Origin of the sequence: Phycicoccus sp. 3266 (assembly GCF_031456495.1) — a bacterium.
Lineage (GTDB): Bacteria > Actinomycetota > Actinomycetes > Actinomycetales > Dermatophilaceae > Pedococcus.
In genome coordinates this window covers 1,103,896-1,126,801 of sequence record NZ_JAVDUW010000001.1, presented here as the reverse complement: position 1 = coordinate 1,126,801, position 22,906 = coordinate 1,103,896, and the positions used below count along the sequence as shown (strand labels likewise).

Genomic DNA, 22,906 nt, shown 5'->3' with positions numbered 1-22,906 from the left:
AGCGGAGCTCGCGGTCAGTTGCCTTGCCTGTTGGCCAGGGCCTCAAAGTTCTCGTAGAGCGCTGGCACCCCGTGCTTCTCACGGGACTTCAAGGCTGCTGGTCCGACCCGGGACCACATGCCTGCGACCCAGAGCCAGTCGAGCACGAGATCCGTGTCCAAGATTCCGTTCTTGGTCAGCGTTCCGATGGTCTCGCCCCAGACGAGGACCCGAGACACCAATACGTCGTCGACGGTGGCCTCCTCGGGTTCGAACTCGTCCGCCCACAACGCCTGCTGTGCTTCCTCCAGACCCATGGTCGCGCCCCATTGGGCCAGCTGCACAAGCAGTGCGGCATCTTCACGACTCGCCATCGCGATCCCTCCTTTGCCTCTCCCGATCAGGTCCCCGTCCCGGCAGGAGAAGGTGTTGCACGCTGAGCACGCCCTGCCGGGGACCCTGGCGCCAAGAGGCTGTCACCCGGGAAGGGGGCGCAGAAGCCACATTCGTACTACGACACCCACGTGTTTCGGCCACCCGAACTGTCCGGCCAGGAGGGGAGAATGCCAAATACAGGCGGTGCTGCGACCGGAACTGCCGCCGGCATCGATGATCGCCACCGCAGGAGGTGACGTCGGTCGATCTCGCGGATCGCGCGCTCTGTCATCAGCCGCAGCGGGGCCGGGGCGCCTCGACGTCGGACAGAACCCCTACGTCTAGCCTCTGGACCAACCGCCGACGCCGGGCGGGCGGCCCTCACCCGCCGTGCGACGCGCTTGGGTCTGGAAGTCGTTCGGAGGCCGCCGACTTCGCACAGGAGACCCATCTGCGCTGTTGCGGCGGGAAAGTGACCAGTGCCATCCTTCCCCGACGGGAGGTATGCCATGGCTGACGAGCACCCCTCGGTGCGTCTCGTGCGGGGCTACATCGAGGCGTCTCAACGGGCGCGGGCCTCCGGGAGCGCCCCTGACTTTGCTGCCGTTCGCCGGTATCTCGCAGACCACGTGGTCACGAGGATGGCGAGCCCGTGGACGGACGAGCCCTGGCAGGTGAAGCAGCAAGGCGCCGACGCCATGATCGAGCGCCTGCGGGCCCCCATCAACGCCGCCACCTCGCTCACCACGGAGAACGTCAACGTGCAGATGGCTGGGGACGACGTCCTCGTGGAGCAACTATCCACGATCGTCGACGGCAACGGCCGGCACGTCACCATGATCTGCCACATCTTCTCCGTGGCCGACGGTGCAATCACAGGGATACGGGCCTACCGCAACGAGCTCGGGCTTCCCCTCGGCTGAGATCCCAAGCACGACCCACCACAGCAACAATGGCCGAATGCGGCGGAAAGACGCATCGCCCGGATCGCGGTGGCTTTTCCGTGAAGACGACCTCGAGGATTACGTGCATGTCCGGCACAACCGGCGTCGGCGAAGACTCCGAGAACGCCGAACACCCGACCATACGATGGGATGCGGGTGCTTCCTCCTGGTCAGAGCAAGCGCACGCCGCGCCCCCACCGAGTGCCCTCGGTGGGCGAACTTGGTTGGGAACCGCCGCACCGGATCATCCCTCAGAGACCCGGTGCGGTGGCGTCCCCTGCAAGCCCAGGACGACGCGCTCCAGCCTCTGGACCCGCCTTCAGAGCATCCCCCCAATGCGCGAGCTACCACTTCCCCCGAACGGGTGAAGTGAGGTCACCCCAGGGCCTCAGCACTTCGGGGCAATCGCGCCCTACCGTAGAAAACGCGCAGTCAGGGGCACCCCTCACCCCCCTTGGCTGCAGCCGCACCCCACCGCAACCCCTGAGCGGTGGGGTGCGTTCTGCCTTACCTCCGGGACGTAGGTCCCTAACGCGCCGTTTCCGCAGCGGCTTATGTCGGAAGTCGGCAGCTTCAAAGGCGCATCCCCCTGCCTGCTGTCGGGCCCCGCTGGTCCATCCCGCCGGTGGGGGCGCCCATGTCGGCAGAGGGTCATAGCGTGGCCGTATGCGCTGAACCGAGCCGGCACACCACACGTTCCTGCTGCACCCGGACGCCGACGTTGAGGCGGCTATCGCGGCCTGTGCGGCGCAGGGCTGGCAGCGGGACACAGGCCGAGGCTCTGTGTATGGGATCAACAGAGTGGAGTCCCGCCTGGTGCCGATGAAGCGGCTCGGCAGGATCGTGACCCGGGATTGCGGCGCGACCCACATCAGCCCTACGACCTGCCTCCAAGCTGGCCGGCACCTAACCACCGAACCGCCTGCTCTGGAGTGAAGCCGATCCACTCGTGGTTGTGCGGCTTCTTCATGGGGACAACGTAGGGCGACGCCTCGGCGCCCCTCCGGTTGGAGAGGCGTCGCGGGCGGCGCAGGAGCGGCCGGCCCTGAGAACACCGGACTCATGGCCGTTCTTCATTCGGTGGTCCTTGGAACCATGAGGTAGCAGCGTCGGGGCGGTGACGTTGGCGCGCAGCGCTGTAGCCGCCTCCTTGTTGACGGTCGCCCGGGAGCAGTTGCGCGAGCCACGGCGTCATCTGGTCACATTGAGGAGGTTTCCGTCGGGCGAAGCCCCGCAGGCGCGCTTGAGGGACCTTTGTCCCTTCCTCCTGTATGGCCCCGACGGCACCGTGGCACCCGACGCTCCGTCGTTGGGCGTAGACGCCGCGGCCTCCGGTTGCCGCACCCATGTTGGGACGATAGGCATGAGCACACAGACAGCACAACACGCGCCCGCGACGGCTCTGCGTCGGTTCGAGCTGCGACGGCTGGACCCGATACCGGAGAGCGAAGCGCTGGCCCTGCTTGGCAGCCTCGACTTCGGCCGTTTGGTATTCACGGAGCACGCACTTCCCGCCGTGCGGCCGCTGAACCACATCCTCGAGGGCGGCGACGTCATCATCCGCACCCGGTTTGGTTCCGCAGCCGCGAGTGCGGCGATTCCGTCGGCGGTGGACGTTGTCACGTACCAGGCCGACCACGTCGATCCCCGCGACCGCACGGGGTGGAGTGTGGTGGTCACGGGCCGGGCATCCGTCGTGACCGAACCCGAGCGGCTGCGCCGGTGCGCTGAGCTTCTGCACCCGTGGGTGGAGTTGCCGATGGACCTGACCCTGGCCATTGCTCCGGAGATAATCCGGGGCTTTCGCCTGGTGCCCACAACGGACAAACCTACGCTGACGGGGTCGGGCACGAGTTGACCTGGGCAGAGTCGAGCACCCCGGGTGATTACACCGGGCGTCCCGATCCTCTCCCCGGGACACGTGGATCACCGCGGACCGGTGCCGGCTGACCCAACTATTGCCAGCGCTAGAACGGCTTCTTGGGGCGGGCTCGCGGTGCGGCAGAATATGGCTCCCAAGGTGACGGCCAGAGCGCGGCCAACACCTGCGGGATGGACGGGTACAGGAGGGTCACTGTGCCCAAGGCGCTCGATGAGACATGGCGTCTGCTGGATGACTTCGCCGACGCTGCCAGAGCGTTGGCGCACATGAAGGGCACCGAGGAGGTGCCCACGCTTTCCGTCAGCTGAGGTTGGGGATCCTCGGCGGGGACCATGTGTCGATCGCCAGCGTGCGTGAGGGCAAGGCCATCACGGTGGTCGCTACCAGCACCGTGCCGGAGGTTGCGGACACGATCCCGTACTCCACCTGCCACTGGCCGTGCCTCGACCCATCAGGCGCCACGGCACGTTCCGTGTGCAGGACCTGTCCACAGATCCGCGCTGGCGAGCCTTCGCAGCGCAGGCCGCGTCCGAACTGGGCGTGCGCAGCATGCTCGCCCACGTCCTGCCCGTTGACGGCCGGGCGCTGGGGGCGGTCAACGTGTACGCGATGGAACCGCACGCGTTTCGCCCCGAGCACGAAGCCTCGTCGCCATCATTTGGTGCGACCGCGGTGGGCGCCATGGGCGTAGTGCGTCACCAGGAGCAGGTCGAGCACCCGGAAACGGCGCTGCACACCAGCAGGCACATCGGAGTCGCCTTGGGAATCCTGATGAATGCCCGCCGGATTTCGTTGGACGAAGCGTGGGACGAACTGCGCCAGGCCAGCCAGGACAAGAACATCACGGTGTCAACCCTGGCGGAGCGTGTCATCGCCACGGACGGCTTCGACCGCGGCTGATAGGGCGCCCGGGCTCGCGCCTTGAGCCCCTAACCGATCTGTCCGTGAGCCATTCATGGCGCCTGCGTTCAGCAACACAGCAGAAGGAGAGTCCAAGTCACCGCGACACACCGGTAGGTGCCGCCGCGCCGGGCCGCCGTCACGGCCTCGTGCGAGGATCGTCGCGGGAGGGAGCCTTCAGTTTCGGGGCGCGGTGCCACTGATGGGTCGCAGCATCCTCGTCGCCCATGAAATGTCGCTTCGGCCGAAAAGGCTGGACCCCTTCGTACCTGTGGGCCACCCGAGCGGCGGCTCGTCGTCGCACGGCTGACAGCGGCGGTGGCTGGAGAACCCCCTCTGCTGCCTCGGGTGGCGCGGCCTCGCCACTGGGACCCTCTTGCTCGGTGAGGACTGCTCTGGCACGTCGGTGGTACCGATTACAGGCCGCGGTCATCCTCGTCGGGGTCGCCACCGGCACCGAGGGTGTCTTCCAGGACGCTGCTCCTGGAATCGTTCCCGCCACCGACGCCGTCCGTCCCGCCTGACGCGTCTTCACCCTTCGTGAGGTCGTACTCCGAGCGCGATGCCGCCTCCGGGGTGTCAGCCCCTGACTCGCTACTGCTCTCAGTTGGACGCTCCGTTGCCTCGGGGAGATCCTCGTCCCGGCCGGTCGCGGTCGGGTCCACCGGGTAATCACTCATAGCTTTGCTCCCTATGTTGGACGTCCCGACACGAATCACGTGTCGCGCTCTCCTTCCTAGGCCATAGTTGTGGCGGTCGCCACTGCGGCTACCAACATCAGTTGGGGCCGGCGAAGGCAGCACGAAGTGGTGGCTTGTCCCTAGTGGCCACAGTGCGTACGAAGAGCGGACCGACCGCATGCGCATTGACGTCGGCAGCATCCTGCGCCCGACGACCAGCCTGGAGGTCGGGCGCCCCTTTGACTCGACGTCGGCTCGAGCCGCTCCGTGAGCTCCGATCGCGTCATCGGGTGGCTGGTCTAGGGGCAAGCGCCCCTGCCGACGCCCTGCCCGCGCCCTGAATCTTCTGGCTCGGCTTCTTCAATGAGGCGGGGGGCCTCCTAGGAGCGGATGCGACGGCGCTGCGGCATCGGTGAACCTCCACCATGAGGCCCCGGCGCTGGGAGACCCAAACTCGGCTGGCGACTGTGACGCGGCCCACAGTGGTACGAGGACCTTGGTCCCAAGACCTCCCAGTGCCGCTGCCCGATGCTGAGGATGCCCAACCAGGGCAAGACAATCGGGGCCGCGAACCCCGTACAGCGGGAGAAGAAGCCATGCGACGCAGAACCCTAGACACCATCCTCAGCGCCGGCGGCTTCGTCGTCGCCGCAGTCCTGCTGGTCGCCGGCGGACTGCTGATGTGGGCCAGCAACTTCGTGCAGGACAACGTGCACAGCCAGCTGGCCGACCAGAAGATCACGATGCCGTCCGGCAAGGCCATCGAGGACCCGGCCATCAAGCCCTACCTGCAGCAGTACGCAGGCCAGCAGATGACCACCGGGGCCCAGGCGAAGGCGTACGCCGACCACTACATCCTGGTCCACATGAACAAGGCCGGTCAGGGCCGGACCTACGAAGAGGTCAGCGGCGAGTTCATCGCCCTCTCGGCCAACCCGAACGCCGACAAGGCCAAGGTCGCCGAGCTCGGCCAGCTGCGCCAGACGCTCTTCATGGGCAACACCCTGCGGGGCCTGCTCCTCAACGCCTACGCCTTCGGCACCATGGGCACCATCGCCCTCTGGGGCGCGATCGCCAGCTTCGTCGGCGCGGCACTCATGTTCCTCCTCAGCCTCCTCGGCCTCAGGCACCGTCGCAACGTGCCGGCCGAGCAGGAAGTTCGCATCGGAGCCGGTCGCACAACCGTTCCTGCTCCCGCTGTCGGCTGAACCGGCCAGCACCTGCGGACACACAGCAAGCCCCCGACCGACGGGTCGGGGGCTTCGCTGCACCCCCGAAGCATGGCCGCGCCCCCATGGGGTCGACGGCGGTGGCTCGGTTATCCCTCGATGCACGGTGACGCCGGCTGCGGATCCGCTTCCCTCCTGGCGTTTGGCAGGAGAGCAGATGTTGCACATGGAGCGGATCCCACCTCACTGGTCGCCGGGGGTCCAGCTCAGCGCGCGCCGATCTATCCATGTGAGGGTCTTCTTCAACCGATGCCCTAGCCGCGCACGGAAGCGCGGACTAGGTCCGCCGTGTGAGCGGAGCAGCGGCGCATGCCAACTGCACCCCCGTCGTGCAAGCCGTCCGGGGGTCCTCCATCACGGGGCGGCGCGCTGAAGGGGCGGGTGTGGCCCGGTGGACGCCGAGCCACGGTCCTCGTAGCCGTGGCTCAGGGCCTATTCGAGCCCGGGCACTGCAGGTGACCACTCGACTGCAGGGGCGAATCGTTCGACTGAGTCGCCGCTTCGCGCCAGAGACGCTGGCGGCCTCGACGCGGCGGAAAGAGTCACGCCCGGATCGCGGCAGAAGTGGGCGTCCGAGAACGGGAAGTCTTCAGGGGAGCCTTCGCCGAGCCGGCGACCGGCTGCCCACGCGGAATGTCCCCGTGGCCTCTGTCTGATGCGTACTGTTCGGGCGCGCTCCGATCCTGCCGCGTGCACAGGACCGGAGCGATCAGAATCGACCGGATGGAAGATCGACGACCTACCCGCAGGTGAGACTGGGCTTCTCGAATGAGACGGTCACCTGACCGTTGGCCGCAAGGGTGAAGTGGTCCACCTCGCGGTACTTGACGACGGTCCCGTCGGAGCCGGTCAGGGTGATGGACCCGGTGAACGTCGAGTTGCTGTTGCGCTCGTTCAGGTTGAAGTTGCCCCAGAAGGTGGCGTGGCCGGTGTACGTGACCCCGGTCGCCGGATCGGTCGCGGCGACCTTGTCTTCCTCGGTGAACGTTGCCCATACCTCATCGCCGTCGGGGAAGTAGGTGATGTGGTCAACGACGTTGGAGGTCGTGTTGATGTTCAGGAGATCGCCCGTGCAGGGGTTGAAGTCCTGGAACGACAGCGTGCCGTGGAAGTTGTCGGTTGACGTCACGGTGTGGCCCGTGCCGCCAGTGGCGGCGTAGGCGGGTACGGCGGCGCTGGTCAAGCCGAGCGACGCGACTGCCGATACCAGCAGACCGACGCGCCGACGCGATGCGGTGGACATGTTGCTGCTCCTCTACTTACTGATGACCGGATGTATGCCCTGCTCCTCTACAAACTGATGATGGGACTTGTGCTCCGCGGTGGCTTCGCACAGTTCTCACTTGTACTCGGCGTGGTCGCACGACGGGACCCCCCGAAGACGTATGCCGCGACCTACTGTCCCTCTTTTGAGGATGACGACGCGCGAGCGCCGGGCGGAGCTCTTGGACTCGTAGCCTGCTCGCGGAGCCCGGACTCGTTGGCTCGGGCCGGCGCTCTGTCATCGACAGTTCCGGTAAACCCTGCCCCGCCCCGCGTGGCCGGCTCGCGGCGATCCGACCAGCCCCAGATGATGCCGTCGGCTGGGAGCCGGGTTCACACGCCCGCGACGTACGCGGTGAGGAAGTGGACGGCGTGACGGTCGCGGTTGCCTTTGGCTCGGTCGTAGTGCTCGGTTCTGGGGTCGGCGTGACGGGCGGTGGCCGGCTTGTTGCCCTTGCCGACGAGGTGCAGCACGCGGTATCCGCGCATGGTGTCGGAGTAGTCCTCGATCCGAACCGCTGCTGCCTCGGATGCGCGTAGGGCGTTGATGCCGAGCAGGAACGCGAGTGCCCCGTGGTGGACGGTGATGTTCTGCGACACCTGGAGGAACCGGATCAACTCGAGCCGGTCCAGCCCGTGCGTGCGTGACTCGTCCCTGTGCACCTCGGGTAGCCGGGCGTACACCGCCGGGTCAGACCCGATCAGGCCATCGATGTAGGCGAACCGGAAGAACCCGCGAACCCCGTGCATCATCGTCACCACGGACGAGTCCATCAGCCCACGCTCACTGAGCCCCCGGATGTACAGCTCGACGTGGGCTCGCTGAACACCGACCAGCGGGTCGAGTCCGTGCACCTCGCACCAGGTGAACCACTCCCTGAGCTGGAAGGCGTACAGAGCGTGGGTGGGCCCGGAGTAGCGGGCCAGAAAGGAGACCGCGGCGAGCTGGGCGGTCGACATCGAGTCGGGCTGAAACGGAAGCAGGACCGTCGTATCGGACATGGCGTCACCTCTTGCGGCGACACGACACAGGCCCAAACCCCGGCGCCGCCCCCGCGGCCAGGCACCCGGACACTCCGACAATAGACCCGGGGGTGAGCTGCGGCGTTCAGCACCACCCCGACCCCGGGAATCCGGCAAACCATGCGTCCGCGGCTCCTGCAGAACGTACGGTTCCGGCGTGGACGGGGGACGGGGCGAGAAGGTCATGCGGCTGCGGTACGCCGGCACCTGCTGGGTTTGTGGTGCAGGGATCGCAGCGAACACTCAGGCCGTCTACGAACGGCAGACCAAGACGGTTCGTTGCATCCACCATGACATGACCACGCCATGTCCATCCAACCCCGCTGCCGGTCTGGACGCGGGGCCATCCACTCTCGCAGCCGTGGCGGACGCGGGACCCGTCGCCCTCGAGACGGTCGAGCCTGGCACCGCCGGAGCATCAGCGCGGCGCGAGTTCGAGCGCCGCAAAACCAAGCGTGAGCAACGCATCCGAACCCAGCATCCACGGATCGGGGGCTTCCTCCTGACCATTTCCGAGGAGGGGCAGTCCACCACCGCCTGGGACACCGGCGCCCTCGGTGGAGAACGCCTCGGCAAAGGCTTGGACCGATTGGCCTGCAACACCATCAAGCTGCTGCCCGACCGACGCATTCCGAGGTCCGAGGCGAACATCGACCACATCGCCGTAGCGGCCAACGGCGCCTACGTCATCGACGCCAAGAAGTACCGCGGCCGACCTCACCTCAAGATCGAAGGCGGCATCCTGCGCCCCCGCGTCGAACGGTTGCTCGTCGGATCACGCGACTGCACCAAGCTAGTAGACGGCGTGCTGAAACAGGTCGACGTGGTCCGATCAGCGCTCGCCGACGACGCCCCAATCCGCGGCGTGCTCTGCTTCATCGAAGCGGACTGGCCATTGATCGGAGGCAGCTTCACGACGCGCGACGTGCAAGCCCTTTGGCCCAAGGAGCTGTATCCCCAACTCCAGGCGCAAGGGCCACTATCCGCCGAAGCCATCGCCGACATCCACCGATGCCTGGCCAACGCCCTGCCTACCGCCTGACAGATGCCTAGTCGCGCCGATATGACGCGGGTCGATACGACGCTCATCCTGCGGATGTGGCGATCCCCGTCGGCGGCGCCCAAATTCGCCGCAGCCTTACGTCAGGTCTCATCAGGTCCGTCCACGTTGAATACCGCCTCACCGCTTCCGGCCCTGACGACGATCACCGTGGCCTCCGCCGATGCCGGATTCCCCTCGCGGTGCACCGTGTAAGGGGGGACGAAGACAAAGTCGCCGGGCTGGGCATCGACGACGTCGCGGCCCCCAGGTCCGGACTCCATGCGCAACAGTCCCGAGACCACGTAGATGTGGCTCTCGTAATCTCCGTGATGGTGCCAGCCGGAGACCATCCCCGCCTCGGTCGTCACGTGGCCTGCCCAGCTGCGATCCGTGCTGACGGCCTGTTCGCGGCGCATGCCCGGTGTCATCTGACCCTCCGAGCGATCGACCGGTCGCACCAACTTCACTTCTCTCTCGTCGTCCACCGCGACCTCCTGCTGCCAGCGACCTGGTTGCTCCTTGGACGCTGCTCGCGACAAGTCGGAATGTCAAGACTCGAATGAGCCCAGCGACAAAGCCTGCCGATCTGTCCGCAATCAGGAGGGTCGGCAGCGGCAGAATGGACAGGCAAGCATCGACCCCTATTGGTGGATCAGTTCCTCATCCATCTCTCCGGTTTGTACTGGTGCCTGAGAACAAGGTGGTCTGTAGTCGCTAGCGGTGACGAGCCGGCCATTCGGCATGTTCGAGGACGATCTACGCCGGCGCGGAGGCCGGCGGGACCAAGCCGCCCCGGGGCGACGGCGCCCCTCACCCACAACTCGTGGCGTGGGCTGGGGCGCAGAACCTGGCGGGAGGGTATCCGCGAGGCGCTGGCCGTCAAGTGTGGCTACGGAGCTGACGCCAGGTTCCTTTGCCTCCCGGGGATATCGGACCACCGGCATCTCGCGGCGAAGTGACGGTGCGCTCCCACTGAAGTCCTGGTTGCCCCGACTCAGCTTTGTCCCTTTTCGTAGCGCCCTAGCGGGTGGCGGTCTTGGAGGGGCTCATGACCGAGTCGGGCGCGGAAGCTGCGCTCAAGGTTCTGCCGGGCGTCCCGTGCGACGCCTGCGAGCTGGGTGCACTGGTCAAGGTCCCCGGACGCAGCAGCCTGAACCATGTCGTCCAGCACGGCCCGTAAGCTGCGTAGTTCCAGCCACATGGGACGGTCGGCGTCGAGAGCGAGTCGGTGGTACACATCGATGAACTCGTCATGCGCCTTGCTAGCGGCGGCGCCCGCTTCGATCCGCGAGATATCGCCGGATTCGGCAAGGGCCTTCGATGCTTCGCGCGAACGACGTTGCGCCACCAACAGTTCGGTGTAGGACTCCCTGAGGGCGGCCCGAGACTGAAACTCATGGTCTCGGGCCTGCTGCCGCTCATCGTGCTCCTTGTCCAGCTGGCGACGTAGGTCGGCTCGCTCCGTCTCCGCCTTCGTGAGGGCATCCGCACGTTGCTGGTCGGCGAGCAGGAGCGCGGCTGCACGCTCCTGGTCCGCTTTGGCCAGCGCGTCGGCGCGCGCCTCATCTGCCTTGCGCATCGATTCCTGACGACTGTTCTCCGCGTCGAGCCGGCTCCTGGCTTGTCGATCCTCCACCGTCCTGACGAGCACACCGGCCCCGAGGGTCACAAAGAGTGCCGTGAACAGGGCACCAAGGGCGTTGGACCACAACGTCTGGCTGAAGGTCAGATCTGCGGGCATCACAGCGGGCATCGCGGCACCTCCACCAACCTCGTTCTGGGTCCGAGCCGGCAGTCCACACGTCAGGGCGTGGCGGAACTTGGACCGAAGATTGTGCTGTTCGCATCGACCAGCGACGCGCCCCTCGTTGAGTCAGAAGCTGGATGGCGCTTGCATGCTGTTGCCTTCTCTTGCCGATATTTTGCCGCCTCACGGCCCACTTGGACTCAGGCGTTTGCCGTATGCCGGCATGCCCTCAGGCGTGGCCGCTGCGTCAGTGATCGGCACCCGGCACGCGCATCGCACCGGCTCTGGCAGTGTTGACGCGATCTTCGTCTCCGCCGGAGGAAAGAAGCGACGCCAGGATCGCGGCATCAGGGGACGTTCACCGTGTTCCGCCGGGTTCGCGCGGGGCTCCCGGCGTGACGTCTGACGTAACCGGGGGAGCAGATCCGGCTGCCATTCGGAGAAAGCTTTGGCGGACGGGGGTCGTAGGGCGCCGTTGGGCGGATGATCGTGGGATGGGTGGGCCGGCGACCATGATCGGTCGGGAGTCTGAACGCGCGACGGTGAGGGCTGTCGTCGAGGGGGCCGCCCTCGGAGAGCCGGGGCTCCTGCTGGTGCACGGGGAGCCGGGCATCGGCAAGACCACGCTGGTTCGCGAGGCTGCGCTCGCAGCCGAACGCGGCGACACCAACGTGCTGTTCGGTCAGTGCCTTCGATTCGGGGCGAACGTCACGAGCTACGTCGTCTTCACCCAAGCCTTGACTCATTGGCTGCACACCACCACGAGCGAAAGCCGGGACAGCTTGGCTCCCGGGGGTCGCCTGGACGACCTCGTGCCAGCAATCAACGACGCGTCAACAGGGGTTGCCCTGCTTCAGATCGGGGAAGTCGTCGACGCCCTTCAAGCGGACCGGCCCACTTTGGTGGTGCTTGACGACCTCCAGTGGTGCGACCCCAGTTCGTTGGACGTCCTGTCCTACCTGGTCGCAGGATTTCTGCCCGGCCAACGGCTCGGAATCTTGGCCACCTACCGCGACACCGACCTCGTGGAGGGTCACCGGCTGCACGGCTGGTTGGCGGACGCGCTCCGGATGCCACGGGTCGCCCAGCTGGAGCTGAGCCGGCTGGGTGCGTGGGACGTCGAGGAGATGGTGCTGGCCCGAGGCGCCGCTGTGTCCCGTCCTGGGCTGGTTGAGGAGGTCTTCCGCCGCTCGGGAGGGAACCCCTACCTGGCCGACCTCCTCATACAGAACGCCAGCTCAGTGGTGCATGGCGGAGACCCGGTGAACAACCGGCTTGGGGACGCACTGTTGGCAGCGTGGCACCGACTGTCGGGCGGCGGTCGGACAGTGACCCAGCTCCTCGCCGTGGCCGGCGGCCCGGTCGCCTTCCCAGTGCTGAGGGACTTCGCGGCTCGTCACGCGGTCGCGCCAGAAGACGTGTCCCACGCGTTGACCGAGGCGGCGAGGGAGGGAATCACGGTCGAGACCGCGAGCGGGGCCATCTGGTTTAGGCATCCGCTGCTGGCCGAGACCATCGCGGGGACCATGAAGAGCTGGGAGCGTTCCGAGCTACACAGCGAACTCGCCGAAATTTGGCAGGCGGCAGTACAGGTGGACGAACGTGATCGCGCGAACTCCCTCGCGCTGCACTACGTGGCGGCTGGTGACATCGATCAGGGGTTCGTCTGGTCGGTGCGGGCCGCCAACCGCGCCGACGCGGTGCGGGGTAGGGACGAGGAGGCCAGCCATCTGTCCACTGCGGTGTCGCTCGTCGACCTCCTGCCGGACGAGGGCGCGGCGCAGGTCGACACTGTGGCTCTGCTGATCCGGGCGGGGCGTGCCTGCAGGGGCGCGGGTGACGACCGCGGGGCAGCGGCGCACTACGAGAATGCGCTGGCGCGGGTAGCCCGTTCAGGCGACAGTCCTCTCCTGGCGTCACGGATCCTGCTCGAGCTGCAGATGCTGCGCAAGAGAGCAGCAGACGACGCGGCGCCCATGTCCGTGTCGGAGCCGCGCGAGGTACTCGCTTTGACCGAACGGATTCCCGACTCGCCCGAGCGGGCCCAAGCCTTTGGCCAGCTCGCTTTTGCCGAAGTGTTCAACGGCATCGCGGAGGCGCACCAGCACGCTGAGAGCGCTGTCCGGCTCGCCGAGAGAGCGGGGACCGCGGCCGCCCTGGTCTGGGGCCACGGCGCCAGGGCGCATACCCTCGGGGGAACCGTTGCGGGCATCGCGGACGCCGAACGAGCATTCAGTTTGGCGGCGGAGAGCAAGGACCCGCAGCTCGTCCGCTGGGCCGGTCTCTTCCTGAGCAACGCCTACGAAAGCGTTGGCCGGTATGCGGACGCGGCCACCATCACGGGCAACGCGTACCGCACCCTTCGAGACGAGGGCCAGTTCGACTACGCCGCCACGATCGGCGCCATGGCGGCCCGGTGGAACTTCGTGCTCGGCCGCTGGACTCAGGCTCGGGGCCTGGTTCGTGAGCTGCTGACCATTGCACGCAGCCACAACGCCGCCGCGACCTCACGCTGCGTCGCATCCTTGCTGGCCGCCCACGAGGGCAACCGGGCCGCGGCCGTCATGCACCTGCGGCGGGCAGAAGACCTCATGTTGAACCCCGCACCCGTTGGTGACGTCCTGGCCGAGACACAGATCCAAGTCAGCATCGCCCTGGGCGACCCCATGGGCGCCCTGGACAGGATCGGCGAACACATGGCCGAAGTGGTGCACGCCAGCCCCCGGACCGCTGACGAGTGGCTGAAGTATGCATCCCAAGCGGCGGCGCAGCTCACCCAACGCTCAACGGACCAGGAGGCGCGACGGGCAGCGCTTCATCGGCTCGAGGACATCGAGGCAAACCGAGGCACGCAACCCGCCGCCTTCGAGGCCGCGGGCCCCCTGGACTTCGTCCATCCGGCGCTTGGAGCCCTTCATGCAGCGCAGCGCGCCCAGGGTGCGGTGGACACGCAAGCACTCGAACAGCTCTGGGATGCGGCATGTGAGGCCACCCTGAAGGCCGACATGCGATATGAGCACGCTCGGGCTCTCGTCGGGCTTGCCGATCACCTGCTCACGCACCGCCACCACAGGAGCAGAGCCGCGACGGCCCTGGCGGACGCCCTGCGCATCAGCATCCAGCTGGGGGCCCCACCACTGACTGCGGTGATCAACCGTCTGGTGTCACAATCCCATCTCCACATTCCGATGCCCGATACCGGCGGGTCGAAACACCCTGTATCCGTTCTCGCGTTGCCGGGTACCGCGGCCCTGACGACCCGGGAGCGAGAAGTCCTCGACCCCTTGCTGTCGGGAGCGACGTACGCGCAGATCGCCCGGCAACTGTTCATCAGCGAGAAGACGGTGAGCAGCCACGTGTCGAACGTTCTGAGGAAGACCGGCACGACGAGCCGGATCGAGTTGGCCGCCCTGGTCAGCCGCGACCACAGCACGACTGAACAGTGAGAAGGTCTATCCCTCGATCGTCAGCGGCCCCCGGGGACGCTCCCTGCCACCCGCCGTGAGGGGCTGGGTCGTGGGCCACCCTTCGGATACGGGTTGGTCCGCGCTCACCGCAGCGGATCGTGCTCGAGCTGCCGCGCCTGCTCAGCCGAGGCCGGCCGAGCCGGGGTGCTGGGGTCGCACGTGCTGACAGAGGGCAAGGTGAGCGGCGCAGTCACCTCGGCCCCACCGAGGTTGCCCTCGCCGGTGTCGCAGCGGACGACTTGGCGTCCCATGCGTGCAACCGTCACCGGCGCAGCATGCCACTCGGAGCTCACGTGCGTACCGATTCCCGGGCCTTGCTGCGCCGACACTGGCGTCGCCCCCGCGCAGGCCATGCCCAATGACGCCAGGGCCGCAGCGGTCACCACAGCTGGAGTGGTGCGGCCGATCGGACGGCGCCAACCGAGAACGTCCCGCGTCCGAACGCCGGCGATGCGGCTGGAACGCTGCTGTCTGTGCGTAGTAGCGAGCAGGTTGGCGTGCTTCCGTTGCTTGTTCGTTCGGCGGCTCATGTCTGGCTCCTTGACCTTGGGTGCTGATCGGATTGACTCCGCTCCCGACGCTCCCGCTGGGTGGTCGTCCCGGACATCCGGCATGAAGCCTCAGATCGCGCCGCCGAGCCCCTCAGATCCCTGCACACCAGCCCGGCCCACGGGCCCCGAGGGGTGCGAAGTGTCCACCCCCTGCCGCTGGGCGTGTGGAGAACCTACGCGCACTCCCGTCCCGCTTCGGCGCCGAGTCGCCGGACACCGACGCGCTCACTGCCGTCTGGCGGCAGCGCCCGGACATCGGTGGAGCCGGTAGACCGCGAAGGCCGGCACGCGGCGCTAAGACACACCTTTCGGATCGCGGCAGAAGGGGCGCATTCGGGTATGCCGGTGGTCCTGGGGGCTTAGCGCGGCGGACGTATCCGGCCACACTCCGGTCGCCTCGAACACTCTCCCGAGGCGTCTACGCCTTCTGCCGGAGGCGCCGACCGACGGAGTGGAGGACCGTGAGTAGTTGGCCCGCCTCTCGGCACAGAAGGAGGGTCGTATGTACGCGCCTTCACGATGGCCCAAGCCGATCGCACCGCACCATTTTGGGGTCTGGTGTTCATGACTTCGCCGAGTTGCGATTGAAGCCCACACGACCGCTTTGGCACCAGGTCCTTTCAGGACAAAAATCCGTGAACGCGCTGGACACGCGCTTCCCCGGGGCGCGGCCCGGGCATTTTGGGCACGCTTGGCCGACCTCCTTGCTGAGCGCAGCACCTACCAGATCGGGGCTTAACATGACACGTTCACCGCAAGAGACGTTTGCTGCGCACTTCGAAGCACTCACAGGTGGGGATCTGAAACGGTTACTGGAGGACTACTCCGAAGATGCAGTGATCGTCACCGACCAGGGCGTTCTGACCGGGCACGCCGGGATTGAGGGGTTCTACATGAATGCCCTGCAGTTGCTTCCCGAGCCACGGTTCGCAGTCACCAATGCGGTGTACGCGGACGACGCCGCGTTGGTGCGTTGGACAGCACAGTCAGCTGGCGGCCGAGTCGATGATGGCGTCGACACATTCGTCTTCTTGGACGGCAGAGTTCGGATCCATACGACCCACTTCACGCTTCAGCCAGCTTGAGCGTTTGGGAGTCAGTCTGGGCGATGTCACTCACATATTCGGGTGGCGGATGGACGTACCGCGGGGGCCCACGAGGATCCTCGGGAGGAGAGGACTCGCGGCACCCCAGGCCTGTCCGAGAAGGGCCGGCCATCGCTGGCTAGCTTCGAGAATCTGTGGCCAATTCGCGGCGAAGCTCGGTAGTGACGCGCGAAGCCGCTGGTGATCGGGCGGCATACGGCGATCTGTAAATCCGTCGCCTCTGCGCATCGCAAGACGGTCCAGCGCGACCCGCCTGGCGAGCCGCCTGCTTGTGCCCCCTTTGTGCTCCCGGAGATTCACGCCGTGCATTCACTGCACGCGGCGGACTGTCTCTCGAGCACAGGGGCAGGGGATGCGGAGAATCACTGAGGACTTCGCAATGAGAAGGTCAGGGGTTCGAATCCCCTCAGCTCCACAGAACGAAGAAGGACTGGACACGTTTTTCGTCCGGTCCTTCTTCGTTCTTCGAATGTGTATGGGGGGGTCGCTCACGCAGGCCAGTGAGCCGTCAGCGGGCCAGGTGGCCGGGGCGGAACGGCGCACCGTGGCCCGGCACGATCAGCGCCGGGTCGAGGGCCAGGAGCGCGGCCCGCGACCGCTCCAGCGTCGCCTGGTCCTCTGCCAGCGGGTCGACTGCCGGACCGTCCTGCGACCACCAGAGGTGGGTGCACGCGACGAGGCCTTCGGCGGTGTCGACCAGGGTGGTGATGTCCTGGGCGGTGTGTCCCGGCGTGGCCATCAGGCGCACCGATGGCGACAGCTCGAAACCGTCGGCGGGCCGGTCGACCCAGGTGTCGTCCCGGTAGATCGCCCAGAAGTCGTGGAACCGCGCTTCAGGGAAGAGGGCGGCGTTGAGGGTGTGGTCCGGGTGGTGGTGGCTGAAGACCACATCGGCGACGTCCCTCGGGTCGACACCCATGGCTGTCAGGGGGTCGAGGATGGTCGCGCGGTTCGCCACCATGCCCGGGTCGACGACGACGGTGTGCCCGGGCTCGCGGACCAGGACGACGGTGCTGGCGACCCGATCTCCTGCGTAGCCCGCCGTCAGCACGGTCAGCTCTGCGCTCATGCGCTCATCGTGGCACCACACGGGTAGACCGGAAACCGCGCGCCCGTGTGTCACGAACCGTTGACGACGGCTCCCCTCATCACCATCGAGTCGGGCCGCCTCGCTCCTACGGGGCGATGCCGACGTAGGTGGTCTCGAGGTACTCCTCGATGCCTTCGAACCCGCCTTCGCGGCCGAAGCCGGAGGCCTTGACGCCGCCGAAGGGGGCGGCGGGGTTGGAGATGATGCCCTGGTTGACGCCGATCATGCCGTACTGCAGTGCCTCGGCCACCCGGATCATGCGGCCGAGGTCGTTGGTGAAGACGTAGGACGCGAGGCCGTACTCGGTGTCGTTGGCCAGGGCGACGGCCTCGGCCTCGGTGCGGAAGGAGGCGATCGGGGCGACGGGGCCGAAGATCTCCTCGGTCATCATCCGGGCGTCCTTGGCGACCCCGGTGATCACGGTCGGCTCGTAGAAGTACCCGCGGCCGGGCACGGGTCTCCCGCCGGTGACGACGGTGGCGCCCTGGGCGCGGGCGTGCTCGACCAGCTCGGCGACCCCGTCGCGGGCCTTGGCGTCGATGAGCGGGCCGACGTCGACCCCCTTCTTGGTGCCCTTGCCCAGGGTCAGGGCACCCATCCGCTTGGCAAGCCGCTCGGCGAACTCGTCCACCACGTCCTCGTGGGCGTAGAACCGGTTCGCGGCGGTGCACGCCTCACCGATGTTGCGCATCTTGGCCAGCATCGCCCCCTCCACGGCCCGGTCCAGGTCCGCGTCGTCGAAGACCAGGAAGGGGGCGTTGCCACCCAGCTCCATCGACACCCGCAGCAGCTGCTGCGCGGACTGCTCGACCAGCCGGCGGCCCACGGCCGTGGAACCGGTGAAGGTCAGCTTGCGCAGCCGGGGGTCGCGGATGATCGGCTCGACCACGTCACCGGTGCGGGTGGTGGTGATGACGTTCAGGACCCCGTCGGGCAGCCCGCACTCGGCCAGCACCTGCGCCAGCGCCAGCATCGTCAACGGGGTCTGGGAGGCCGGCTTGACCACCATCGTGCACCCCGCCGCGATCGCCGGACCGACCTTGCGGGTCCCCATCGCCAGCGGGAAGTTCCACGGCGTGATCATCAACGTCGGCCCGACCGGCTTCTTCATCGTCAACAACCGGGTCGCGCCGTTCGGGGCCGTCGACCAGCGCCCACTGATCCGCACCGCCTCCTCGGAGAACCACCGGAAGAACTCAGCCCCGTACGTCACCTCACCGCGCGACTCGGCCAGCGTCTTGCCCATCTCCAGCGACATCAACGTGGCGAACTCCTCCGCCCGCTTCGTGATCGCCTCGAACGCCGACCGCAGGATCTCCCCACGATCCCGCGGCGCCGTCGCCGCCCACTCCGCCTGCGCCGCAACAGCCGCGTCCAACGCCGCCCGACCGTCAGCCACCGTCGCATCCGCCACCTGCGTGATCGTCGACCCGCTCGACGGGTCCTCCACCGCGATCGTCCGACCATCGCCGCCCTCACGCCACTTCCCACCGATGAGCAGGCCCTTGGGGACGGACTCGATCAGGGACTTCTGGTTCACGCGGTGACCTCGGTGTCGGACGTGGTGCTCGACGTGGTGCTCGTCGGCGTGAGCTCGGGGATGATCCGCTCGGCCCGGAGCTCGGCGAACAGGTCCCGGAACGACTGTGCCGAGTCCTGGTAGTCGAGGAAGCCGAGTGAACGGCTCTTGCCCATGTCCGCGAAGGTCTCGACCGTGCGCCCCAGGTCGGCGTCGGTGTGCCACCAGGACGCGAGGTCCGAGGCGGCGTAGTCCTGCAGGCCGTGCTCTGAGACCAGTCGCGCCCACACCTCGTCGGCGTGACCCATCCGGTCCTGCAGCGGCGTGGGGTGCCCGGGGTAGGGCGCAGCCTCCACGCCCAGGGCAGCAGCCACGCGCGGCCACATCTGTCGCCAGCGGAACACGTCGCCGTTGACGGTGTTGAAGGCCTCGTTCCGTCCGGCCGCCTGCGACGTCGACCAGGCCACGTGACGGCCCAGGAGCCTCGCGTCGGTGAGGTCCGTGACACCGTTCCACTGCTCGGGGCTGCCGGGGAACACGAAGGGCTCACCGGTCTCGCGACAGATGGAGCCGTAGATCGCGAGCGTCACGCCCATGTTCATGGCGTTGCCGAGCGCGTATCCGATGAGGGTGTGGGGACGGTGCACCGACCAGGTGAAGGAGTGCCGGTCGGCTGCCTCGAACAGGATGTCCTCCTGCTCGTAGTAGAAGTTCTGGAACGGCAGGCGCCCCTGCTCCTCGCGGAAGGGGGTGTCGGCCGGCGCGCTGGCGTAGGCCTCGAAGGGGCCGAGGTAGTGCTTGAGGCCGGTCACGAGCGTGGCGTGGGTGAGCTGGTTGCTCGCGCAGACCACGTCCAGGGTGTTCTGCAGCATTGCACCATTGACCCTGCAGTTCTCCGCCTCGGTGGCCTGCCGCTGCCAGGTGGTGAACACCAGGTCGGTGATCTCGCGCCCCTCGAGGGCGGCGCGCAGCGACTCCGGTTCGAGCACGTCGGCATACACGTGGTCCACTCCGGGGAGCTCGTACCGCCGGGAACGCGCCAAGCCGATGACGCTGAATCCCTTGTCGCGCAAGGCGATCGCTGAGTGGTACCCAGCCATTCCGGTCACTCCGACCACCAGTGCGGTGCGGTTCATGGGCGTCTCCTGTCAGGGTGGGGGCGCATCCGCGCGGCCCGGGACGGCCGACGGGCGCGGGCTCGTCGTCATGGTGCCGGGCACTGGACGCTAGCGTCAAGTGTCAGTTAACATCCGCACGTCGACCACTGCACCACGGAAGGAGCGCGCCATGACAGGTCGCCTCGAGGGAGTCCGCGTCGCGATCACGGGCAGCGCCAGCGGCATGGGGAAGGCCTTCGCGCTCGGCTTCGCCCGCGAGGGTGCACGGGTGGGGGTGCTCGACCGCGACGTCCAGGGTGCCAAGGCCGTGGCGGACGCGATCACGGACGCCGGCGGGACCGCTGTCGGCGTCGGGGTCGACGTCACCGTCCGCGGTGAGGTCGCCGCGGCGCTGGACGAGGTCGTGTCGCGCTGGGGCGGCCTCGACGTGATGTTCAACCTCGCCGGCCTCAACGTGCCGATGCGCCTCCTCGACGTCACCGAGGAGAACTGGCGGACGATCATGGACGTCAACGCCCTCGGCACGCTGATCTGCATCCAGGAGGCGGCCCGGCGGATGATCCCCGGGGGAGCAGGAAAGATCGTGAACACCTCGTCCATCGCCGGCCGCCAGGGATATCCCAGCTTCGCGCCGTACTCCGCGAGCAAGTTCGCCGTCAACGCGCTCACGCAGGCGGCCGCCCGGGGCCTGGCCGAGCACAACATCACCTGCAACGCCTTCGCACCCGGCGTCGTCGTCACGCCCCTCTGGGAGCGCCTGGACGAGGACCTCGTGGCGATCGGCGACGCCGAGCGACCGGGCGACGCGATGGCGGCCTACTCCGCCGACATCCTGCGCGGCCGACCCGCGCAGCCCGACGACCTGCTGGGCGCGGCGCTCTTCCTGGCCTCGTCCGACTCCGACTACCTCACGGGCCAGGTCCTCATGGCCGACGGTGGGATGGTGCTGGTCTGATGCGCACCGTGGGGAGTGGCGTCGGCGCCGGACGGTGCGACCGTGCGGGTACGGTGACGGCGTGAGCGAAGGGGCGGTGTCGATGCCGATGAGCCAGCTGGGGCCGCGGTTGCGCGAGGCGCGGACGAGGGCCGGACTGTCCCTGCGTGCCGCCGCCCGCGAGCTCGGGGTGTCCCCGTCGTTCGTGTCGCAGATGGAGAACGGCAAGTCGCAGCCGTCGGTGGCCACGCTCTACTCGCTGGCCCAGCTGCTGGGTGTCTCGGTGGACGAGCTCTTCGCGGCAGAGGCCCCTGATCCGGGTGCCGCGTCCGCGCCGGCGGACGACCATGCCGCCGAGACCGTGGAGCACGGGACGCACCACGGGGCGGACCCGTCGGACCGCCCGGCCGCCCGCTCCGACTTCGGGTCACCGGTCACCGCCTTCCCTCGCCAGGGGAACGGCAGGGTCTCGGTGACGCGCCCGGGGGAGCGAGCGCGCTTGGAGATGAACACCGGCGTGGTCTGGGAGAGGCTGGCCGCGAACACCGGGCCCGACTTCGACTTCATGGAGATCGTGTACCCGCCGCACAGCAGCTCCACCTCGGACGGCACCATGCTCCAGCACGCGGGGTACGAGTTCGGCTACCTGCTCGAGGGCGAGCTCGAGATCACCGCCGGGTTCGACGTCTTCACCATCCGCGCCGGCGAGGCGATGGGCATGGACTCCTCGTTGCCGCACCTGCTGACCAACCCCGGCGACGTCCCCGCCCGCGGCATCTGGTTCGTCGCGCACCCCCGCTGACCCGACCCGCGCCGCCGGGCGCGGGAACCGTCGGGAGGCCGCAGCGGCCGGACGGCTCGGCACGCCGCCGCCCCACCGGCGCTGCCCCACCGGCGCTGCCCCACCGGCGCCGCCCCACTGGCCGGCCCTCACCGTCCGGGGCTCACCGTCCTACCGGTGGACACCGTGGCTTGACGATCCGGCATCCCCGTAGTTAAGTGACCGTGAACATAGGCCGGTCCTGGCGCCGGTCCTGACAGCGACGTCAGCCCCGAAGAGGTGTCCATGAAAGCCCTGCAGTTCACCGGTCCCTCCGCCTACGCGGTCAACGAGCTCGACATCCCCCGGATCGCCGAGGACGAGGTCCTGCTCGCCAGCCGGTCCGTGGGCGTCTGCCACTCCGACATCGAGCTGCTCGAGGGGCGCTACATCATCCCCTTCGAGTACCCGGTCATCCCGGGGCACGAGTGGGCGGCCGAGGTCGTGCAGGTGGGCTCGCAGGTGGACGGCTTCCGCCCGGGTGACCGGGTGGTGGGGGAGTGCGTCATCGGCAACGACCACTTCGGCTTCAGCATCAGCGGCGCCGCGGCGGAGTTCTTCGTCGCCAAGGCCGCCTGGCTGCACCACCTCCCCGACGAGCTGAGCTGGACGCAGGGTGCGCTCGTCGAGCCCTTCAGCTGTGGGTACTACGCATCCGTCCGGGCCGACAACCTCGACGCCAGCGACACGGTGCTCGTGTACGGGGCGGGGCCGATCGGCCTCGGAGTCGTCGCGGCCTGCGTCGGCCGGAACGCCAGGGTCCTGGTCGCCGAGCCGACCGAGGCGCGCGGGCAGCTGGCCCGCACGCTAGGCGCCGAGGTGGTGCTGGACCCGACGGCCGAGGGGTTCGCCGAGGAGGTCAAGGAGCAGACGGCCGGCCAGGGCCCGTCCGTCGTCATCGAGGCGAGCGGGCAGCCGCAGGCCATGGCCTCCGCGCTCCAGGTGGCCGCCTTCCGCGCCCGCCTCGTCTACGTCGGGATCGACGTCGGGCGGTCCGTCCCCGCGCAGCTCGGACTCTTCCAGTCCAAGGAGCTGCAGGCGCGGGGCATCATCGGCTCCCCGGGCGTCTGGCCGCAGACGCTGCGGTTCCTGGCCCGCGCGGGCGTCGACCTGAGCCCCCTCGTCACGGCGCAGGTGCCGCTGACGGAGGCCGACCGCGGCATACGCACCGTGCTCGAGGACAAGACCCAGGTCAAGGTGCACCTGACCTCTGACGCGGCCCTCTGAGCCGGACCAC

Annotated in this window: 19 protein-coding genes; 10 read left to right on the top strand and 9 right to left on the bottom strand. The window is 67.9% G+C overall.

What is annotated here, in order from left to right:
* Positions 1-14: 14 nt before the first annotated feature.
* Complete coding sequence (locus tag J2X64_RS05335; protein WP_310150674.1) at positions 15-353, bottom strand: hypothetical protein; 339 nt, start codon at positions 351-353, stop codon at positions 15-17.
* Between the two features lie 510 nt (positions 354-863).
* Here J2X64_RS05335 and J2X64_RS05330 point away from each other — a divergent pair.
* From J2X64_RS05330 to J2X64_RS05320, 3 genes are all read left to right on the top strand, one after another.
* A complete protein-coding gene (locus J2X64_RS05330; RefSeq protein WP_310150671.1) occupies positions 864-1,277 on the top strand; it encodes a nuclear transport factor 2 family protein in 414 nt (137 codons plus the stop codon).
* A 1,384-nt stretch (positions 1,278-2,661) separates the two neighbouring features.
* Positions 2,662-3,156, top strand: a complete 495-nt coding sequence (locus J2X64_RS05325; RefSeq protein WP_310150664.1) for a pyridoxamine 5'-phosphate oxidase family protein — start codon at positions 2,662-2,664, stop codon at positions 3,154-3,156.
* Between the two features lie 498 nt (positions 3,157-3,654).
* Positions 3,655-4,080 carry an ANTAR domain-containing protein gene (locus J2X64_RS05320; protein ID WP_310150662.1) on the top strand — a complete coding sequence of 142 codons (426 nt, stop codon included), beginning with the start codon at positions 3,655-3,657 and terminating at the stop codon, positions 4,078-4,080.
* 416 nt (positions 4,081-4,496) lie between these two features.
* Here the strand turns inward: J2X64_RS05320 and J2X64_RS05315 are convergent, their stop codons facing one another.
* A complete protein-coding gene (locus J2X64_RS05315; RefSeq protein ID WP_310150657.1) occupies positions 4,497-4,760 on the bottom strand; it encodes a hypothetical protein in 264 nt (87 codons plus the stop codon).
* Positions 4,761-5,356: 596 nt separating this feature from the next.
* Between J2X64_RS05315 and J2X64_RS05310 the strand changes: the two genes are divergently transcribed.
* The gene (locus J2X64_RS05310; protein ID WP_310150655.1) at positions 5,357-5,968 is read left to right on the top strand and encodes a hypothetical protein; all 612 of its coding nucleotides are present in this window, start codon (positions 5,357-5,359) and stop codon (positions 5,966-5,968) included.
* Positions 5,969-6,728: 760 nt separating this feature from the next.
* Here the strand turns inward: J2X64_RS05310 and J2X64_RS05305 are convergent.
* Together J2X64_RS05305 and J2X64_RS05300 are read right to left on the bottom strand one after the other, a co-directional pair.
* Positions 6,729-7,232: a hypothetical protein gene (locus J2X64_RS05305; RefSeq protein ID WP_310150653.1), complete on the bottom strand. Its 504-nt coding sequence runs from the start codon at positions 7,230-7,232 to the stop codon at positions 6,729-6,731.
* 353 nt (positions 7,233-7,585) lie between these two features.
* The gene (locus J2X64_RS05300) at positions 7,586-8,254 is read right to left on the bottom strand and encodes a hypothetical protein (RefSeq protein ID WP_310150650.1); all 669 of its coding nucleotides are present in this window, start codon (positions 8,252-8,254) and stop codon (positions 7,586-7,588) included.
* A gap of 178 nt (positions 8,255-8,432) precedes the next feature.
* Between J2X64_RS05300 and J2X64_RS05295 the strand changes: the two genes are divergently transcribed.
* Positions 8,433-9,317: a nuclease-related domain-containing protein gene (locus tag J2X64_RS05295; protein ID WP_310150648.1), complete on the top strand. Its 885-nt coding sequence runs from the start codon at positions 8,433-8,435 to the stop codon at positions 9,315-9,317.
* Positions 9,318-9,418: 101 nt separating this feature from the next.
* Here the strand turns inward: J2X64_RS05295 and J2X64_RS05290 are convergent, their stop codons facing one another.
* Both J2X64_RS05290 and J2X64_RS05285 read right to left on the bottom strand, forming a co-directional pair.
* Positions 9,419-9,802 (bottom strand): cupin domain-containing protein, encoded by a 384-nt coding sequence (locus J2X64_RS05290; RefSeq protein ID WP_310150645.1) that lies wholly within the window; start codon positions 9,800-9,802, stop codon positions 9,419-9,421.
* Between the two features lie 509 nt (positions 9,803-10,311).
* A complete protein-coding gene (locus J2X64_RS05285) occupies positions 10,312-11,070 on the bottom strand; it encodes a hypothetical protein (RefSeq protein ID WP_310150642.1) in 759 nt (252 codons plus the stop codon).
* Between the two features lie 488 nt (positions 11,071-11,558).
* On the opposite strand from J2X64_RS05285, the gene J2X64_RS05280 reads away from it, so the two are divergent.
* Both J2X64_RS05280 and J2X64_RS05275 read left to right on the top strand, forming a co-directional pair.
* Positions 11,559-14,510: an AAA family ATPase gene (locus J2X64_RS05280; protein ID WP_310150640.1), complete on the top strand. Its 2,952-nt coding sequence runs from the start codon at positions 11,559-11,561 to the stop codon at positions 14,508-14,510.
* Positions 14,511-15,822: 1,312 nt separating this feature from the next.
* Positions 15,823-16,167, top strand: a complete 345-nt coding sequence (locus J2X64_RS05275) for a nuclear transport factor 2 family protein (protein WP_310150637.1) — start codon at positions 15,823-15,825, stop codon at positions 16,165-16,167.
* Positions 16,168-16,696: 529 nt separating this feature from the next.
* Here the strand turns inward: J2X64_RS05275 and J2X64_RS05270 are convergent.
* The 3 genes from J2X64_RS05270 to J2X64_RS05260 form a co-directional block, all read right to left on the bottom strand.
* Complete coding sequence (locus J2X64_RS05270; RefSeq protein WP_310150635.1) at positions 16,697-17,257, bottom strand: MBL fold metallo-hydrolase; 561 nt, start codon at positions 17,255-17,257, stop codon at positions 16,697-16,699.
* Between the two features lie 106 nt (positions 17,258-17,363).
* A complete protein-coding gene (locus tag J2X64_RS05265; RefSeq protein WP_310150633.1) occupies positions 17,364-18,818 on the bottom strand; it encodes an NAD-dependent succinate-semialdehyde dehydrogenase in 1,455 nt (484 codons plus the stop codon).
* Positions 18,815-19,933, bottom strand: a complete 1,119-nt coding sequence (locus J2X64_RS05260) for an SDR family oxidoreductase (RefSeq protein WP_310150630.1) — start codon at positions 19,931-19,933, stop codon at positions 18,815-18,817. Before J2X64_RS05260 ends, J2X64_RS05265 begins: the two co-directional genes overlap by 4 nt.
* Positions 19,934-20,084: 151 nt before the next feature.
* Here J2X64_RS05260 and J2X64_RS05255 point away from each other — a divergent pair, with 151 nt between their 5' ends.
* The 3 genes from J2X64_RS05255 to J2X64_RS05245 all read left to right on the top strand — a co-directional run bounded on the left by J2X64_RS05255 (position 20,085) and on the right by J2X64_RS05245 (position 22,896).
* Entirely contained in the window at positions 20,085-20,870 is a 786-nt protein-coding gene (locus J2X64_RS05255; protein ID WP_310150627.1) for an SDR family oxidoreductase, read from the top strand.
* 61 nt (positions 20,871-20,931) lie between these two features.
* Positions 20,932-21,651 carry an XRE family transcriptional regulator gene (locus J2X64_RS05250; RefSeq protein ID WP_310150624.1) on the top strand — a complete coding sequence of 240 codons (720 nt, stop codon included), beginning with the start codon at positions 20,932-20,934 and terminating at the stop codon, positions 21,649-21,651.
* A gap of 264 nt (positions 21,652-21,915) precedes the next feature.
* Positions 21,916-22,896 carry a zinc-binding dehydrogenase gene (locus J2X64_RS05245; RefSeq protein ID WP_310150621.1) on the top strand — a complete coding sequence of 327 codons (981 nt, stop codon included), beginning with the start codon at positions 21,916-21,918 and terminating at the stop codon, positions 22,894-22,896.
* Positions 22,897-22,906: the final 10 nt, after the last annotated feature.

Coding starts and splice junctions, on each gene's coding strand:
- J2X64_RS05335 (WP_310150674.1), bottom strand. CDS start 353: ATGGCGAGTCGTGAAGATGCCGCACTGCTTGTGCAGCTGGCCCAATGG.
- J2X64_RS05330 (WP_310150671.1), top strand. CDS start 864: ATGGCTGACGAGCACCCCTCGGTGCGTCTCGTGCGGGGCTACATCGAG.
- J2X64_RS05325 (WP_310150664.1), top strand. CDS start 2,662: ATGAGCACACAGACAGCACAACACGCGCCCGCGACGGCTCTGCGTCGG.
- J2X64_RS05315 (WP_310150657.1), bottom strand. CDS start 4,760: ATGAGTGATTACCCGGTGGACCCGACCGCGACCGGCCGGGACGAGGAT.
- J2X64_RS05310 (WP_310150655.1), top strand. CDS start 5,357: ATGCGACGCAGAACCCTAGACACCATCCTCAGCGCCGGCGGCTTCGTC.
- J2X64_RS05305 (WP_310150653.1), bottom strand. CDS start 7,232: ATGTCCACCGCATCGCGTCGGCGCGTCGGTCTGCTGGTATCGGCAGTC.
- J2X64_RS05300 (WP_310150650.1), bottom strand. CDS start 8,254: ATGTCCGATACGACGGTCCTGCTTCCGTTTCAGCCCGACTCGATGTCG.
- J2X64_RS05285 (WP_310150642.1), bottom strand. CDS start 11,070: ATGCCCGCTGTGATGCCCGCAGATCTGACCTTCAGCCAGACGTTGTGG.
- J2X64_RS05280 (WP_310150640.1), top strand. CDS start 11,559: ATGGGTGGGCCGGCGACCATGATCGGTCGGGAGTCTGAACGCGCGACG.
- J2X64_RS05275 (WP_310150637.1), top strand. CDS start 15,823: ATGACACGTTCACCGCAAGAGACGTTTGCTGCGCACTTCGAAGCACTC.
- J2X64_RS05270 (WP_310150635.1), bottom strand. CDS start 17,257: ATGAGCGCAGAGCTGACCGTGCTGACGGCGGGCTACGCAGGAGATCGG.
- J2X64_RS05260 (WP_310150630.1), bottom strand. CDS start 19,933: ATGAACCGCACCGCACTGGTGGTCGGAGTGACCGGAATGGCTGGGTAC.
- J2X64_RS05255 (WP_310150627.1), top strand. CDS start 20,085: ATGACAGGTCGCCTCGAGGGAGTCCGCGTCGCGATCACGGGCAGCGCC.
- J2X64_RS05245 (WP_310150621.1), top strand. CDS start 21,916: ATGAAAGCCCTGCAGTTCACCGGTCCCTCCGCCTACGCGGTCAACGAG.